At 71.6% G+C, this 15,078-nt stretch carries 14 protein-coding genes; 6 read left to right on the top strand and 8 right to left on the bottom strand.

Annotated features, from left to right (window positions below; genetic code table 11):
- Nucleotides 1-421: 421 nt before the first annotated feature.
- From serB to ACFYL4_RS25175, 3 genes are all read right to left on the bottom strand, one after another.
- A complete protein-coding gene (serB, locus tag ACFYL4_RS25185; protein WP_387521591.1) occupies nucleotides 422-1,633 on the bottom strand; it encodes a phosphoserine phosphatase SerB in 1,212 nt (403 codons plus the stop codon).
- Between the two features lie 90 nt (nucleotides 1,634-1,723).
- The gene (locus tag ACFYL4_RS25180; RefSeq protein WP_357769359.1) at nucleotides 1,724-2,392 is read right to left on the bottom strand and encodes a DUF1707 domain-containing protein; all 669 of its coding nucleotides are present in this window, start codon (nucleotides 2,390-2,392) and stop codon (nucleotides 1,724-1,726) included.
- A 170-nt stretch (nucleotides 2,393-2,562) separates the two neighbouring features.
- Nucleotides 2,563-3,321, bottom strand: coding sequence for a hypothetical protein (locus ACFYL4_RS25175; RefSeq protein WP_357769357.1), 759 nt, complete (start codon nucleotides 3,319-3,321; stop codon nucleotides 2,563-2,565).
- A gap of 55 nt (nucleotides 3,322-3,376) precedes the next feature.
- On the opposite strand from ACFYL4_RS25175, the gene ACFYL4_RS25170 reads away from it, so the two are divergent.
- From ACFYL4_RS25170 to ACFYL4_RS25160, 3 genes are all read left to right on the top strand, one after another.
- Nucleotides 3,377-4,162, top strand: a complete 786-nt coding sequence (locus ACFYL4_RS25170; protein ID WP_387521589.1) for an ABC transporter ATP-binding protein — start codon at nucleotides 3,377-3,379, stop codon at nucleotides 4,160-4,162.
- A gap of 259 nt (nucleotides 4,163-4,421) precedes the next feature.
- Nucleotides 4,422-5,348 (top strand): SPFH domain-containing protein, encoded by a 927-nt coding sequence (locus tag ACFYL4_RS25165; RefSeq protein ID WP_357769354.1) that lies wholly within the window; start codon nucleotides 4,422-4,424, stop codon nucleotides 5,346-5,348.
- Nucleotides 5,349-5,573: 225 nt separating this feature from the next.
- Nucleotides 5,574-6,332: a sulfite exporter TauE/SafE family protein gene (locus ACFYL4_RS25160; RefSeq protein ID WP_387521586.1), complete on the top strand. Its 759-nt coding sequence runs from the start codon at nucleotides 5,574-5,576 to the stop codon at nucleotides 6,330-6,332.
- A 61-nt stretch (nucleotides 6,333-6,393) separates the two neighbouring features.
- Here the strand turns inward: ACFYL4_RS25160 and ACFYL4_RS25155 are convergent, their stop codons facing one another.
- From ACFYL4_RS25155 to ACFYL4_RS25145, 3 genes are all read right to left on the bottom strand, one after another.
- Nucleotides 6,394-7,017, bottom strand: a complete 624-nt coding sequence (locus ACFYL4_RS25155; protein ID WP_387521585.1) for an HD domain-containing protein — start codon at nucleotides 7,015-7,017, stop codon at nucleotides 6,394-6,396.
- Nucleotides 7,018-7,223: 206 nt separating this feature from the next.
- Nucleotides 7,224-8,117 carry an alpha/beta hydrolase family protein gene (locus tag ACFYL4_RS25150; protein ID WP_387521583.1) on the bottom strand — a complete coding sequence of 298 codons (894 nt, stop codon included), beginning with the start codon at nucleotides 8,115-8,117 and terminating at the stop codon, nucleotides 7,224-7,226.
- On the bottom strand, nucleotides 8,111-8,701 hold the full coding sequence (locus ACFYL4_RS25145; protein ID WP_357769361.1) for a TetR family transcriptional regulator: 591 nt from the start codon (nucleotides 8,699-8,701) through the stop codon (nucleotides 8,111-8,113). The genes ACFYL4_RS25150 and ACFYL4_RS25145 overlap by 7 nt, the downstream gene beginning before the upstream one ends.
- Nucleotides 8,702-9,164: 463 nt before the next feature.
- Here ACFYL4_RS25145 and ACFYL4_RS25140 point away from each other — a divergent pair, with 463 nt between their 5' ends.
- Nucleotides 9,165-10,625 carry an aldehyde dehydrogenase (NADP(+)) gene (locus tag ACFYL4_RS25140; protein ID WP_387521581.1) on the top strand — a complete coding sequence of 487 codons (1,461 nt, stop codon included), beginning with the start codon at nucleotides 9,165-9,167 and terminating at the stop codon, nucleotides 10,623-10,625.
- 87 nt (nucleotides 10,626-10,712) lie between these two features.
- Here ACFYL4_RS25140 and ACFYL4_RS25135 read toward each other — a convergent pair whose 3' ends face one another.
- Nucleotides 10,713-11,342, bottom strand: a complete 630-nt coding sequence (locus ACFYL4_RS25135; protein ID WP_387521579.1) for a hypothetical protein — start codon at nucleotides 11,340-11,342, stop codon at nucleotides 10,713-10,715.
- A 164-nt stretch (nucleotides 11,343-11,506) separates the two neighbouring features.
- Here ACFYL4_RS25135 and add point away from each other — a divergent pair, with 164 nt between their 5' ends.
- The gene (gene add, locus ACFYL4_RS25130) at nucleotides 11,507-12,544 is read left to right on the top strand and encodes an adenosine deaminase (protein WP_387521577.1); all 1,038 of its coding nucleotides are present in this window, start codon (nucleotides 11,507-11,509) and stop codon (nucleotides 12,542-12,544) included.
- Between the two features lie 23 nt (nucleotides 12,545-12,567).
- Here the strand turns inward: add and ACFYL4_RS25125 are convergent, their stop codons facing one another.
- On the bottom strand, nucleotides 12,568-13,737 hold the full coding sequence (locus ACFYL4_RS25125; protein WP_387521576.1) for a DUF418 domain-containing protein: 1,170 nt from the start codon (nucleotides 13,735-13,737) through the stop codon (nucleotides 12,568-12,570).
- Between the two features lie 295 nt (nucleotides 13,738-14,032).
- Here ACFYL4_RS25125 and ACFYL4_RS25120 point away from each other — a divergent pair, with 295 nt between their 5' ends.
- On the top strand, nucleotides 14,033-15,028 hold the full coding sequence (locus ACFYL4_RS25120; protein WP_387521574.1) for a GntR family transcriptional regulator: 996 nt from the start codon (nucleotides 14,033-14,035) through the stop codon (nucleotides 15,026-15,028).
- Nucleotides 15,029-15,078 lie beyond the last annotated feature (50 nt).

Below are 15,078 nucleotides of genomic sequence, written 5' to 3'. Positions count from 1 at the left end.
GAGCGGGTTGGCCGTAGAGCGGCAGGCGGCGCCCGGACGGCGGGGGTTTTTACCAGTCCGGGGGACACGCATCTCTCGAACACATCAGTTGTCCTGGGGGGTGGCCCGGTGCCGTGCTTGGCCCTTTCCTGCCAGTCGTGTCACACGAAAACACAACCGCCAAGTGCGGTCCGGGCAGAGCACCACGCGCACACCCCGCCCTGACCAGAGTGCTCAACGCACAAGGGGTACGCAGTAAGCGGCACAGGACCTACCGGCCCAAAGGGATAAGCGGGTTGGCCGTAGAACCCTCGCGCTACGGCAACCACAGGCCCTGTACCCACAGCTCACATCAACCACAGGCCCTGTACCCACAGCTCACATCAACCACAACCCACGGGTAAACTGCTTGGCCGTGACCCATCCGCCCAACCTGCGGCCGTCAGCCGTGCAGGTCCGCGGCTTCGATCTCCTCGCGCGTGATGCCCAGGATGAACGCGATGGTGTCCAGGTAGGGCACGTTCACCGACGTGTCCGCCTGCTGCCGTACCACCGGCTTGGCGTTGAAGGCCACGCCGAGGCCCGCGGTCTGGAGCATGTCGAGGTCGTTGGCGCCGTCGCCGACCGCCACGGTCTGCTCCAGGGGGACTCCGGCCTCTTCGGCGAAGCGTTGGAGTGTGGTGGCCTTGCCCTTGCGGTCGATGACGGGGCCGACCAGTGACCCGGTGAGCCTGCCGTCAACGATCTCCAACGTGTTCGCGGCCGAGTAGTCCAGGCCGAGCCTCTCCACGAGGACGTCGGTGATCTGGGTGAAGCCTCCGCTGACGATGCCGCACTCGTAGCCGAGCCGTTTGAGGGTGCGCACCAGGGTACGGGCGCCGGGGGTCAGCTGGATCTCGTCGCGGACGAGGTCGATGGCCGAGGCGTCCAAGCCCTTGAGGAGGGACACCCGGCGGCGGAGCGACTCCTCGAAGTCGAGCTCGCCGCGCATGGCCTCCTCGGTGACCTTCGCGACCTCTTCCTCGCAGCCCGCGTGAGCGGCCAGGAGTTCGATGACCTCCCCCTGGATGAGGGTGGAGTCGACGTCCATGACGATCAGGTGTTTGCCGCGCCTGTGCAGGCCGCTGGACTGGACGGCGACGTCGACGCCCTGGGTGGCCGACTCCATCGCCAGTTCGGCGCGGAGCTGGTCCGGGTTGCCTCCGGAGATCTCCATCTCCACGGAGGTCACCGGGTAGCCGGAGAGCCGTTCGATCCGGTCGATGTTGGCGCCGGAACGGGCGACGCACGAGGTGATCGCGCCGAGCGCTCCGGGGCGCAGGGGCGCGGCGAGGACGGTGACGTGCAGGCGCTCGGCGGAGGACTCGTTGACGCGTCCGCCGCCCCGGCCGTACTCGACGTCCATGTCGAGGTCGATGGCGGTCTTGTCGAGGGCCGACCTGATCTCCTCGAAGACCCGGCTCCCGCTCACCCCGGGGGCGACGCGCTGGTCGACCTCCAGGACGGCGCCGAGGACCAGCCGACCGCCCAGCACGACCTGTTCGAGGTCGACGATGGTGACGGGGAAGACGGAGAGGGTGCTCAGAAGGCGTGCGCTGATGCCAGGGCGATCGCGCCCGGTCATCGTGACCAACAACGTGGATTCATCACTCATGGCGATACCCACGGTACTCGCCCGTGGGTCGGAAGTGACGGGCAGGGTCCTGGGTTTTCCCAGCTCGTTCACTATGTGGACACCGGGTGCTCACTTGTCGCGGCGGCCCTTGCGCTTCTTCTTGACCTTCTTCGCCTTCACGTCGACCCCGCCCAGCATGCAGGTCCCGGTCAGACGCACGACGGGCGCGTTGGGATCGGTGACCTGATCGGTTCCGTGGAGGTCGGTGCCGCCGAGGATCGCCGACGTGTTGTTGATCACTCGCACCCCGTGGGGGACCGTGATGTCGAGGCCGCCCATGATGACGGCGACCTGGATGGTCACCTCGTGCTGGCTGAGAACGGCCTCGCGCAGGTCGAGTTCGACGCCACCGCACAGCACGGACACGTTGGTGCGGGGTTCCACCAGCCACCGCCCGCGCCGTTCGCAGCCGCCGAAGACCGCGACGAGGTTCTCCGAACCCTTGCTCTGCCCGGCGAGGTCGCGGGCCTCGCTGCCGAGGATCTCCATGCCGCTGTCCGTGCGCTCCGAGGAGGCGACGCCGGGGAAGCCGGGGGTTCCCGGGAAGCCGGGGGAGGCGCCGGAGGGGAGGTCGGCCGTGATGGGGGCCAGTTCGCCGATGGTCTTGGCGCGGTACAGGGTGTCGAGCCGCTCCTCGTGCTCGACGGGGCTGATCCGCCCCTCGGCGAGGGCCTCACGGAGCCGTTCGGCAACCTGGTCGCGGTCCGCGTCCGAAGCTCGGATGTGCTCGGGTTGCATGATGGCGGCTCTCCTCCTTGGTGGGTTCTCCCTCTCAGTATCGGCCCGAACGGTCGACTGACGGATCAGGTGAATCCCCTGGCTTCACCCCGAGAAAACCCGGCGCTCCTCCCAGGGTCCCATTCGGACGACCTGTCGCGGGCTGCGGGTGTTCCCGGGCCCCGGAAGCCTCACGGGCCGTGGGGCTCCAGGGCCGCGTGGGCCGCCACGAGGGCGCGCCGGACCGCGTGGTCCAGCTCGCGCAGCGCCCGCCCCCGGGCGTCGGCCTGGTGGGCGGTGAGGCCCCGGCCGGACGCGGGCTCGGCCAGTTCCACGATCTTCGCGAGCCGTACGGCCTGGGCCGCGACGCGGTGGGCCCTCGCGGGGTATCCGTGGGCGAGGAGCGGGGGACCGGAGTCGCCCAGGGCCCCGTGCACGGTCGGCGAGAAGCCCGCGACGTCGTCCACGGCCTCCATCTCCCGGACCACGTGGAGCAGGGTGAGCTTCAGCTGCCGTTCGGCCTCGGGCAGGTCGGGCACCTGGGGCCGTGAGTCGTTCGCCGGATACGGGGCCCACGAGACGCCCACGTAGGATGAACCACGCCGGTCGGCGGAGGGCACGAGTCCCACCTGTCGGTCGGAGAGCCGCACCAGCACCCCTTCCTGAGCCTCGACGGCGGCCTGGTTGAGTTCGGCCGGGCCCACCAGACCGAGCGGGTCACCCCAGGTGGGCAACGCGAGCCGGAAGCCGGAGAGTCCCAGGCCACGGAGGCGTACCAGTGCGGTCCGCAGCGGTACGCCGGTGTCGAAGGGCAGGTCTCCTGGAGGTACTGTCCCGATCAGGTTGGGGCCGCTCCGGCGCTCGACGGCGTCGACGGCGTCGTCCAACCCGACGTGTCCGGACAGCCAGGCGTTGCCCCAGGCGACGAGCGGTGCGGACGTCAGATGCATTACTTCAGGGTAGGGCGGCCCGTGCACCGGCGTGGGACGTGACGATAGGAGGATGATGGACGGGCGTGTTCTGGGCCTGAACGGGGTCACGGTACGGCGGGGCGGCGAGCCGCTGCTGGAGGGCGTCGACTGGTCGGTGTCGGAGGGCGAGCGCTGGGTGGTGCTCGGCCCGAACGGGGCTGGCAAGACCACCCTGTTGAACGTGGCCTCCAGCCAGCTGTACCCCACCGAGGGCGGGGTGGAGATCCTGGGGGAGCGCCTCGGGAGCGTGGACGTGTTCGAGCTGCGGCCGCTGATCGGCTACGCGGGTGCGTCGGTGGCCGGTCGGATCGAGCCGGGGACGCCCGTCCTGGACCTGGTCGTGAGCGCCGCCTACGGCTACCTGGGCCGGTTCCGTGAGGAGTACGGGTCCCCCGACTACGGTCGGGCGCGGGCCCTGCTGGGGCACTGGGGGGTGGCCGAACTCGCGGACCGCGAGTTCCACACCCTGTCCGAGGGCGAGCGCAAGCGGGTGCTGATCGCCCGCGCGCTGATGTCCGACCCGGAGCTGTTGCTGCTGGACGAGCCCGCCGCCGGTCTGGACCTGGGGGGCCGTGAGGACCTGGTGCGCCGCCTGAGCAAGCTGGCGGCCAATGTGATGGCTCCGGCCCTGGTGGTGGTCTCGCACCACGTGGAGGAGATCCCGCCGAGTTTCACGCACGTGCTGCTGGTGCGGGACGGCCGGGTCGTGCAGGCCGGGCCGTTGGACGAGGTCATGACGGCGGACAACCTGGGGGAGACCTTCGGTCTCACGTTGAAGGTGGAGCGTGACGGTGACCGGTGGACGGCGAAGGCCGTCTAGGAAATAGGGGGCGTTTATATGCGCGGAATGTATTGTCCGTAAAACCTATTTCCGTCCGGATGTGGTTGTCCCAGAGGGTATGGGGTAGCGTCAACGTTCAGTGAGCGGATCGCTCTATTTCGGCGCGCTTTGACGAACCCCCGGCGAGCCGCGAGGGTGCGGTCCGCTCCCACACCGCCCCCCGTCAGGAGATCCGGAGCTGTCGCAGATGCCGCTGTTGAACACCGTTGCCCGGTGCGTCGGGAGGGTGGGTTAACCCATGGCCCCGATCATCATCGTCGTTCTCTTCGTCGCCGTACTCCTCATCATCTTCTGGCGAAGTGTGCGCATCGTTCCGCACTCGATGGAGGACGTCGTCGAGCGGTTCGGTAAGTTCCACCGAACCCTCAGTTCCGGCTTCAACATCGTGATTCCCGGTGTGGACCAGGTCCGCGAACGGATCGACCGCCGAGTCCAGGTGGTCAGCTTCCCGCCGCAGTCCGCCATCACCGAGGACAACCTGGCCGTCGAGGTCGACTCGGCGGTCTACATCCGCGTCGTCGACGCCTACCGCGCCACCTACGAGGTCGCCAACTTCATCCAGGCGGTCGAGCAGCTCACGCTCGCGACCCTGCGCAACGTGATCGGCGGCATGAACCTGGAGGGCACGCTCACCTCCCGGGACGAGATCAACCGCGAGCTCAAGTCCGTGCTGGACGAGGCCACTCGCGACTGGGGCATCGAGATCAGCCGGATCGAGCTCAAGGGCATCGAGCCGCCGTCCTCCGTGCAGGAGGCGATGGAGATGCAGATGCGCGCGGACCGTGAGAAGCGCGCCCAGCTGCTCAGCGCCGAGGGTGAGAAGCAGGCCGCCGTGCTGCGGGCCGAGGGTGAGCGTTCCTCCTCGGTGCTGCGGGCGAAGGGTAACGCCGAGGCGCAGATGCTCACGGCCAAGGCCGACGCGGACGCCCAGACGCTGCGTGCCCGCGGTGAGGCCGACGCCATCCACATGGTGTTCAAGGCGCTGCACACCAGCCGGGTCGACCCGGACGTGCTCGCCTACCAGTACCTCCAGAAGCTCCCGGAGATCGCCAAGGGCGACGCCAACAAGGTGTGGGTGGTCCCGGCGGAGATGGGCAAGGCGCTCCAGGGCGTCAGCACGGCCTTCGACCGCATCCAGAACGAGGTCGTGAAGATCCCGACCTGATCCGCGCCGACCGGGCCGCGCCCGGACCGTGTGGGCCTCGCCGGGGAATCGGCGGGGCCCACACGCGTGTCGGACCCCGTGTCCGCGCCCTCCCGGCGCATCGCCCCCGGTCACGTGTGGCTCCGGTCACCCCCGCTGCTCAGGCCCCGGCCCCGGGGCGCCGCGACCCGGTCTCGTAGTCTGTTCTGGCCCTCGACGGTCGAGGGGGGATCTGGGGGCGCGGCCATGGAACTCTGGGAGGCGGTGGCCATCCTGCTCGCCGGGGTCGCCGCCGGCGGGATCAACGCCATCGCGGGTTCGGGGACGCTCTTCACCTTCCCGGTCCTGCTGGCACTCGGCTACCCGCCGATCACCGCCACGGTGTCCAACAGCATCGGGCTGGCCCCCGGAACGCTCAGCGGCACCATCGCCTACCGGCGCGAACTGGCCGGGCAGCGGTCCCGGCTGATCCGGTTCGGCACCATGTCGTTCTTCGGGGCGATCACCGGCGCGATGCTGCTCATCTACCTGCCCGCGGGCGTGTTCGAGTCCGTGGTGCCGTTCATGATCGGTGGCGCGTGCGTGCTGATCATCTTCCAGCCCCGCATCACCAAGTGGGTACGGGCGCGCAGGCCCGCGTCGAAGAACGGCGGTGTCCTGATGCCGCTGGGCGCCTACGGGGCGGGGACCTACGGCGGGTACTTCGCGGCGGCACAGGGGATCATCCTGGTCAGCCTGCTCGGCGCGACCCTGGACGACGACCTCCAGCGGCTCAACGCCCTGAAGAACGCCCTGGCCACCATCGCCAACGGCACGGCGGCGGTGTTCTACATCGTGCTCGCGTCGCCCGCGTGGCCCGTGGTGGGCCTCATCGCGGCCGGGACGATCGTCGGCGGCTACCTGGGAGCCAACTTCGGGCGCAGGCTCAGCCCGACCGCGCTGCGCATGGTCCTGGTCGCCGTCGGTCTGACCGCGGCGGTCCAGCTCCTCATGGGCCGGGTCTGACCCACCGGCCCACGCCTGGGAGCCGCCCCGAAGCCGTCCTGGGCCGTCGCGGGGCCCGGGGTCAGCCCCGGAAGTACCCGCGCCGGTCGGCGTCCTCGATCAGGGCGTTCGCGTAGGAGCCCAGGGCCTCGGAGCCCTCGGCCACCAGCTTCACCTTCTCCAGGACCTGTGCCTTGGTGACGCCGAAGCGCACCCAGGCGCCGCCGTCGTTGTGCCAGTTGGCCAGCATGGGCGACAGCCGGTCGACGGCGCGGGCGAACCGCGCCTCCGGCGTCACACGGGCCTCGAACTCGTCCCACAGCTCGCGGGCGTGGGCGGCCTGGTCCTCCGGGAGCAGGGGGAAGAGGCGGTCGGCGGCGGCGCGTTCGCGCTCGTCCTGCGTCTCGGTGTTGACCGGGTCGAACAGGAAGGTGTCGCCCGCGTCGATCTCCACGATGTCGTGGAGGAGGAGCATGTGGGTGGCGCGGTCGATGTCGGTGCCCTCGGGAGCGTATTCGGCGAAGGTTCGGGCGGACAGGGCCAGGTGCCAGGAGTGCTCGGCGGAGTTCTCGCGCCGGGAGCCGTCCACCAGCAGGTTCTGGCGCAGGACGCGCTTGAGTTTGTCCACTTCGAGGAGGAAGCGCAGCTGCGCGTTCAACCGCTCGTTGTCGACCCCGCTGGCCATGACCGGTGCCGGTTCCGTCACGTGGTTCGCCCTCCTGATGGATGAGTCGAAGCGGCTCAGGTGGGACCGCGGACGCGGTCGCCACTGGATGATCCCATGGAACGTGTGTCGACTGTCGCGGCGGAGTCCGGGAAGCGGCCACGGGGCGAGACCACGGGGTGGTGTGGGTGAACGCCTCCGGTCTCCGGGCGGGGGCTGGGGGCTTCCGGGGACCGGCCGGGCGGCGGTCAGGAGTCCGTGGGCGCCTGGACCTGCTGGGAAGCGGTCAGGTGCAGGTGGAACCACTCGGTGAGGGCGCGGTCGGTGAGGACGCCCGCGGGGGTGAGCGGGCCCGGTTCGAGGCCGGGCTCGGGGCCGATCGCGTGGGCGAGGTCGGGGACCACGATGTGACGGAGCGCATGTTCGGCGGCTGGGTCCGGGCCGGGCGGGGTGAGGGCGTCGTGGAGGGCGCGGCCGTGTTCGGGTGGGCAGACCTCGTCGCGGCCGCCGTTGACGATGAGCACGGGGGTCCCGGTGCCGGTGAGCGCTTCGGCGTGTTCGGTCAGGTCGAGCCGGGCGCGGGCCCACCGTGCCTGGTCGCTCCACTGGTAGGGGCGGCCCGTACGGCGTTCCCGGGCGGTGATCAGGTGTGCCGGGTCCACGATGGGGTTGATGACGGCGGCCGCCCCCACCGGCAGCCGTCTCTCCGCCAGGGCGAGGAGGGCGGCGGTGGCTCCGGCTCCCACACCGAGCAGGCCCACGGGGGTGTCGGCGACGGGGAAGGCGGACCTGAGCTCGTCGGCGACCCGGGGAAGTTCGGCCGCGGCCTGTTCCACCACGGGGCCGTAGAGGTCGACGAGGTAGTCGTGCGCGCCCCGCCGGTTGATCTCGGCGACGCCGCCGTCGGGGAGCCGGGTTCCGAACAGGGGCAGGCCGAGGTGGACGCGCCAGGCGGGAAGCGGGGCCATGGGTACGGCCCCGGCGAGTGCGGCCTGGCTGCGCGGCGGTTCGAAGGCGTGGAGGCCGAGGACGAGCGGCGCCGGGGCGGCGGTGGTGAAGGCCGGGGGCAGGGCGAGGAAGGGAACGCCCGCGACGGTGCCGGTGACGGGTGCGGCGGTGGACGCCGTGGTGTCGACTACCAAGAGCGGTCGTCTCCGTCCGGTTCGGAGAACTGGGACAGGTAGCTGCTCACGAGGCGCTTGGCCTCGTGCACCAGCGCGGGGTCGCCCTCGGGGTTGTCGCGGAAGGCGAGCTTGAGCACGGCGTCCGCGGCCTCGACGGCGACGTGGATGGCACGGTCGAGTTCGGCGTCGTCGGGAATGCCGGTGACGGAGACGATGATCCGGCGCAGGCGCACCGAGATCACGCGGTTGTTGTCGCTGCCGCCGTTGAGCAGGCGGGGGTCGACGATGTCGCCGAAGTGCAGGCTGCGGAAGCCCGGCACGTTGCGGTGCATGTCGATGTACTCGTCGATGATGGCGTCGACGGCGATCGTCCAGTGGGTGAACGAGGCGTCGGCGAGGCGTTCGGTGACGCGGGCGCTGAACTGGTCGAGGAAGCGCAGGCCGAGGGCCTGGGTGATGGCCTTCTTGTCGGGGAAGAACTGGTAGACGGAGCCGATGGCCACGCCGGCGCGTTCGGCGATCCGGGTGGTGGAGAGGTTGTCGTAGCCGACCTCGTCGAGGAGGGCGGCGCAGCAGTCGAGCATGCGCTGGACCCGGACCATGCTGCGCTGTTGGGCCGGGAGCCGGCGCAGGGGCGCCTGCGCGAACGCGAGTTCGTCGTTGGCGACGCTGGCGGGTCCACGGCTCTCACGCGCCGCGGCGGCTCCGTTGTTGGTACCGGGAGCCCGTCGTGCGCGCGGGGGCGTTGAGCTTCGGGAATTAGTCGTCACGAAACCTATGATGCCTTTCCGGAATCACCTGGTTCCGGGGAAATTCCAGTTTCGTGCGGAGGAACCTCGGGAGGGGGTGCCCAGGGTCAGTGTGGGCGGTGTTTCGCGAGGTGGGGCGGGGTGTCCGAATCCGGTGACAGGGTTGCGCCCTTGGTCTGGTGTGCCGTGTTATGTCGCTTTGGCCCGTGGTGGTGTCGCGCCGTCGGTGACACGGTGGTGCCCCCGGAAGGGCGGCCGTGGCATCGTGGGGCCCGTGCCCGACGCCGCGCACGCACCCCTCCAGGAGGTTCTGGCCATGACCACCGCAGCCCCCGACACCACACCCGAGGAACTCGACGCCGTGCTGGAGCGCGCGGCCGCAGCGGCCCCGCTCTACGCCGCGCTGCCCGCCGCCGACCGGGCCCGCGCGCTGCGGACCGTGGCCGACTCCCTGGACGCCGCGGCCGGGACCCTGGTCCCGGTGGCGATGGCCGAGGCGCGCTACCCCGAGGCGCGCTGCCGGGGTGAGCTGGGCCGGACCACCTTCCAGCTGCGCCTGTTCGCGGACGTGCTGGAGGAGGGCGGGTACCTGGAGGCGATGGTCGACCCCGAGGACCCGGAGTGGGGCACGCCTCGCCCGGACCTGCGGAGGCTGCTGGTGCCGCTCGGCCCGGTGGTGGTCTTCGGGGCCAGTAACTTCCCCTTCGCGTTCTCCACGGCCGGAGGCGACACCGCCTCCGCCCTGGCCGCCGGGTGCCCGGTGGTGGTGAAGGCCCACCCCGGCCACCCGGAGCTGGCCCGGCTCACCGCCGAGACGGTGGTGGGCGCGCTGGCGGACGCCGGAGCGCCGGAGGGGGTGTTCGCCCTGGTGAGCGGGTTCGAGGCGGGGCGGCGCGCGGTCACCCACCCGCTCACGCGTGCGGTCGGCTTCACCGGGTCCATCTCCGGCGGGCGGGCCCTGTACGATCTCGCGGTCTCGCGTCCGGAGCCCATCCCCTTCTACGGGGAACTCGGCAGCGTCAACCCGGTCTTCGTGACCCGCGCGGCGATGGCCGCCAGGGGAGCGGAGATCCTCGCGGGCTACGCGGGCTCGGCCACGCTGGGCTCGGGCCAGTTCTGTACCAAGCCGGGGGTGGTGTTCGTGCCCGAGGACGCCCCGCTCGACGCGCTCGTGGCGGACTTCGCGGGCCGGGCGGCCGCGCCGCTGCTCAACGACCGGGTGAACGAGGGGTTCGCGCGGGGGGTGGACACGCTGTCCGGGCACCCGTCCACGGAGGTGCTGGTGCGCGGGCGGGAGGACGCCGAGGGATGGTCGCCCACCTTGCTGCGCACGGACCTGGACTCCCTGCTGGAGCACTCCGAGGAGCTGCTCACCGAGTGCTTCGGGCCGTCCACCCTGGTGGTCACCTACGCCGACGAACGCCGACTGCTGGAGGTGGGCGGGGCGCTGCACGGCCAGCTCACCGTCACCGTGCACGGCCAGGACGACGACCCGTTGGCCCCGGCGCTGTTGGCCCTGGGCGCCTCGGTGGCCGGGCGGGTGATCTGGAACGGCTGGCCGACCGGGGTGGCGGTCACCCACGCGATGACGCACGGCGGCCCCTACCCGGCCACCACCGCACCCGCGCACACCTCGGTGGGGAGCACGGCGATCCGCCGGTTCCTGCGTCCGGTCACGTACCAGTCGGTGCCGCAGTCGCTGCTGCCGCCGGAGCTGCGGGACGACAATCCGAGGTCCGTCCCCCGAAGGGTGAACGGCGCTCCGCCGTCGGCCTGAGCCGATCCGGCCGGGACGGTCGGGGTTCCGGCGGTTCCGGCGGTCCCGGCCCCGGGCCCCGGTCGCGGCTGGACACCGTCCCGGCCCTCAGGCGCGGGCCGCGTCGTAGGCGCGGCGGAAGGTCGCGTACCGGGTGTGCAGGGCCCGGCCGTGGCGGTAGACGGGGATCACCAGCAGCAGGATCAGGAGGGCCGGGACGAGCTGGAGGAGCATCAGCGGTTCGAAGCCCGGGCCGACGACCTCGACGAGGGCGCGCACCGTGACGAAGGCCAGGATCGTGAAGACCGGAACCATGTGGACCCGGGGATCGCTCCGCCGCTCCAGACGGTCGGTCAACTGGCGGGCCAGGCCGTTCTCCTCGGGGTCCGGACCGAGGGCGCCGCTCGCCGCCCGCAGGCGGGCCGCCGCGTAGCGGGCCGGGTCGGTCTCGGTCACCCGCGGCAGGGACCTGACCTCGTGGCGTAGCCACAGGGCGCACAGGGCGGCGGCCGCCAGCATCACCGCCGCGACCGTGAGCAGTACCCAGCCCGGGGTGCCGGTCGGATCGGTCAGGGCCGGTGCGGCCGAGGCCAGCGCCATCAGCCCCAGGACGGCACCGGCGGCCAGCCCGCCGCCGACCGCCACGGCGGTCGGGGCGCTCTGGGAGCGCAGGAGGACGCGGGCGCCGAGAACCTGGCGGGCGGAGGGCCGGGGGAGGGCCGTGGAGGGTCCGGTCATGGTCTGCTCCTCGGTGAGCTGCGAAGTGATGCCCCGAATCTACGAAGGAGGGGCCGGGTGACACCACGCGCTTTCGTCAGCACCTCGGGGCGCAGCTCCCCAACTTTCGTCAGGTTGGACGCCGATGGTGCCCCCGGGGCCGTCGCGGCGCCTAGGTTGACGCCATGGACCACAACACCGCGTCATCCCCGTCGACCGTGTCGTCGCTCGTGCGTGACCTGCCCAAGGTCGAGCTGCACGTCCACCTGGAGGGCTCCATCCCCGCCGAGACCCTCTTCGAGCTGGCCCGGCGGCACCGGGTGGAGGACATCCCCGCCACGCTGGACGAACTCCGCGAGTGGTACGTCTTCACGGACTTCCCGCACTTCATCGAGGTGTACCTGGCCTCGGTGCGCGCCCTGCGGGACGAGGCCGACTTCGCCCTGCTGGCCTCGGTGGTCGCCGAGCGGCTGGCCGAGCAGAACGTGCGCTACGCGGAGGTGCACGTCAGCCTGTACACCCACCTGATGCGGGGCGTCCCGGCGAAGGTCGTGTTCGACGGCATCGAGCACGCGCGGATGCGGGCCGAGCGCGAGCACGGCGTCCAGCTGCGGTGGATTCCCGACTTCCCGGTGGACTTCGGTGTGGAGTCGGCGGAGCGGACCCTGGACGCGGTGCTCCGGGAGGGGCCCCCGAGCGTGGTGGGGTTCGGTGTCGGCGGGGTGGAGGGGCCGCTCGGTCCGTTCGCGGACGTGTTCGGCCGGGCCCGCGCGGCCGGTCTGGCCAGCCTCCCGCACGCGGGTGAGCAGGCGGGTCCGGAGCGGGTCCGGGAGGCGCTGGACCTGCTGGGCGCCGAGCGGATCGGCCACGGTATCGACACCATGAGGGACCCGGCGCTCGTGGAGCGGATGGTGGACGCGCAGATCCCGGTGGACGTCAGCCCGACCTCCAACATCCGCACGCGCGTGGTGGAGCGGATCGAGGACCACCCGCTGCCCGCCATGCTCGACGCGGGCCTGCTCGTCACCCTCAACACCGACGACCCCACACTGTTCGGCACCGATCTGAACGGCGAGTACGGGATCGCGCTCGACCTGGTGGGTGCCGAGGGCCTGGTGCGGCTGGCGCGTAACGGTGTGTGCGCCTCCTACCTGGGCGCCGCGCGCAGGCACGCCCTGCTGGCGGAGATCGACGCGGTCGCCGGGCGCCACGGCGTGCTCTGAGGGGCCGGGCCCGGCCCCCGGCCTCAGCGGACGGGGCCGTAGGTGAGGCGGCGCAGCAGCACCTCCGCCGGGCCGCGCCGCCCCCGCTGGCGCATGAGGTCGGCCAGCAGCACGGTGGTCGCCCACACCGTCACGGCGACCCCGACCCCGACCGCGGGGGACGTCATCGGAAGCCCGAGCGTGTACGAGGAGAAGAGCACCGCCCACGCCACCGACTGGGCCAGGTAGAAGGTCATGGAACGCTGTCCCAGGGCGGCCAGGGCGTCGGTCACCCGGCCGCGGTGTCGGTCCAGGCGGACGGAGGCCAGGGCGATGAGCGCCGCGTAGCCCAGGCCCCCCGCGTACCCGGTCACCTGGTGCAGGGGAGCGATGAACAGGTGGTCCAGCGGGGTGGCGGACCACACTCCGGCCTTGGCGAGGGCGAGGGGCAGCGCGCCCAGTACGGACAGGGGGACGCCGATCGACGCGGCCGTGCGGAGCAGGCGCAGGTGCTCCCGGGGCTGTTCCAGGACGCGGTGCCGGGCGGCGAGGACCCCGAGCAGGAACGGGACGACCGTGCTGAGCACCATCACCACGACGAGCGCCGGGTACAGGGTGAGGCGGAAGACGAGTTCGCTCAGGAAGCCGTCGGGCAGCGGGGGCAGGACCTGGCCGGTCATGGCCTCGCCAGCGGAGATCAGGGCGTGGGCGACGGCGGCCATGGGCAACCAGACCAGGGCGATGACCGCCAGCGCGCGGTCGCGCAACCGCAGCACTCCCACGAAGAGCAGAGCCACGACGCCGTAGACGGCCAGGATGTCGCCGGGGAAGAGTAGGAGGCCGTGGAGGGCTCCGATGAGGAGGAACCAGAGGGCGCGTCGGCGCAGCAGCTTCCGGGTCCAGCGCCACTCGCGTCCCTGTTCGGTCCTGCGGCGGTGGATCTGGGCGATCCCGTACCCGAAGAGCGCCGCGAACAGCGGGTAGCCGCGGAAGTCGACGAACACGACCGTTCCGGCGGTGGCGACGCGGTCCAGGACAGAGGGGGCGGGGTCGGCCCCGCCCAGGAGCACGGAAAACAGGTGGGTGTGGGCGAGGGCGATGACCAGGAGCATGACGCCGCGCGCCAGGTCCGGCGCCAGCGACCGGTGGTCCGACGGGAGCGGGCGGTGGCCGGGGTCCGGGGGGCGGGGGGCGGACACGGACGTCTGGGGCATGGTGGTCTCCGGTGGTGTCGGGTGGTGCGCGGTCGGGCCGTGGGCGCACGATGTGGAACGCCGTACGCGCCGCAGCTCGGCCCGTGGGGTGGTGCACCCTGTGCGTACACTATAAACATGAGTTGCCGCCGACGGAAACCCCGATTTCACTGGGGTATAACGGACGTGTACTAGTGCACTAGGAGCCTGTTGGGAGGGGTGCGCGTCTCCGGGTCCGTCTGTGCTGTGGAGTTCCCTCTCGGCTGGTGCACTAGTACGCTCGGGGCTGGCGTTGTTCGGCCAGGAGAGGATGACCATGGACACAGCGGGCGGGCTCGCGCCCTACGAGCGGATCGTCGCCGACCTCCGCGCGCGTATCGGGGACGGGGAACTGCCGCCGGGGAGCAGGGTGCCGTCCACACGGGAGATCACCCGGGAGTGGGGCGTGGCCATGGCGACCGCCACCAAGGCGCTCGCGGCGCTGCGCCGCGAGGGACTGGTGGAGGCCGTGCGCGGAGTGGGGACCGTGGTGAGCGGCACCCCCGAACCAGAATCCCCAGCCGAGGCCGAGGCAGGTCCCATGACCGTCGCCGGGCCAACCCCCGACCACGCCCCGCGCACACGGAGGCCCGACACCCGCCCCCGGCCGGAACCGGCGCTGACCCGCGAGGGCATCGTCCGGACCGCCATCGCCCTCGCCGACGCCGAGGGCCTGGACAACCTGTCCATGCGCAGGGTCGCGACCGATCTGCGGGTCAGCACCATGGCCCTGTACCGGCACGTCGCCAGCAAGGGAGAACTGCTGGAGGAGATGATCGACCACCTGTACACGGCCCACGAACTGCCCGAGCCCCCTCCCGAGGACTGGCGGGAGGCGATGGAACTGGCCCTGGTCGGCGAGTGGGACATCTACCGGGCCCACCCCTGGGCACCCCGGCTCACCGCGATGGCGGGCGGTGTCATCTCCCCCGGGCTCGTGATGAACGCCGAGTGGATGATGCGGGTGTTCGTCGCCCGGGGGCGCACCCCCGACCAGGCCATGGAGCTGCTGACCGTCGTGTCCGCCTACACGGCCGGGATGGCACTCCAGGCCACGCTGGTGGCGATGGAGGAACACGAGGAGGAGGACACGGACGCCGAGAGCTGGTGGCGCTCCCGTGGGCCGAGGATCAGGGAACTCGCCGCGGGAGGCGGCTTCCCGGTCCTGTTCGGCGTCTCCGCGCCGCCCGACATCGACGCGATCTTCACCTCCGGGCTGGAACGCCTGCTCGACGGGATCGCCCCCCTGATGGACGTCCCCCGGGCGCCCTGACTCCCGCGCCCCGTCCCTTGCTCCCTGTCCCGTGAGCCCTGTCCCCCGCG

The sequence above is a fragment of the Nocardiopsis sp. NPDC006938 genome, assembly GCF_042869555.1.
In the GTDB taxonomy this organism is placed as follows: Bacteria; Actinomycetota; Actinomycetes; order Streptosporangiales; family Streptosporangiaceae; genus Nocardiopsis.
The sequence above is the reverse complement of the archived record's forward strand: the minus strand, read 5'-3'. Positions and strand labels throughout refer to the sequence as shown.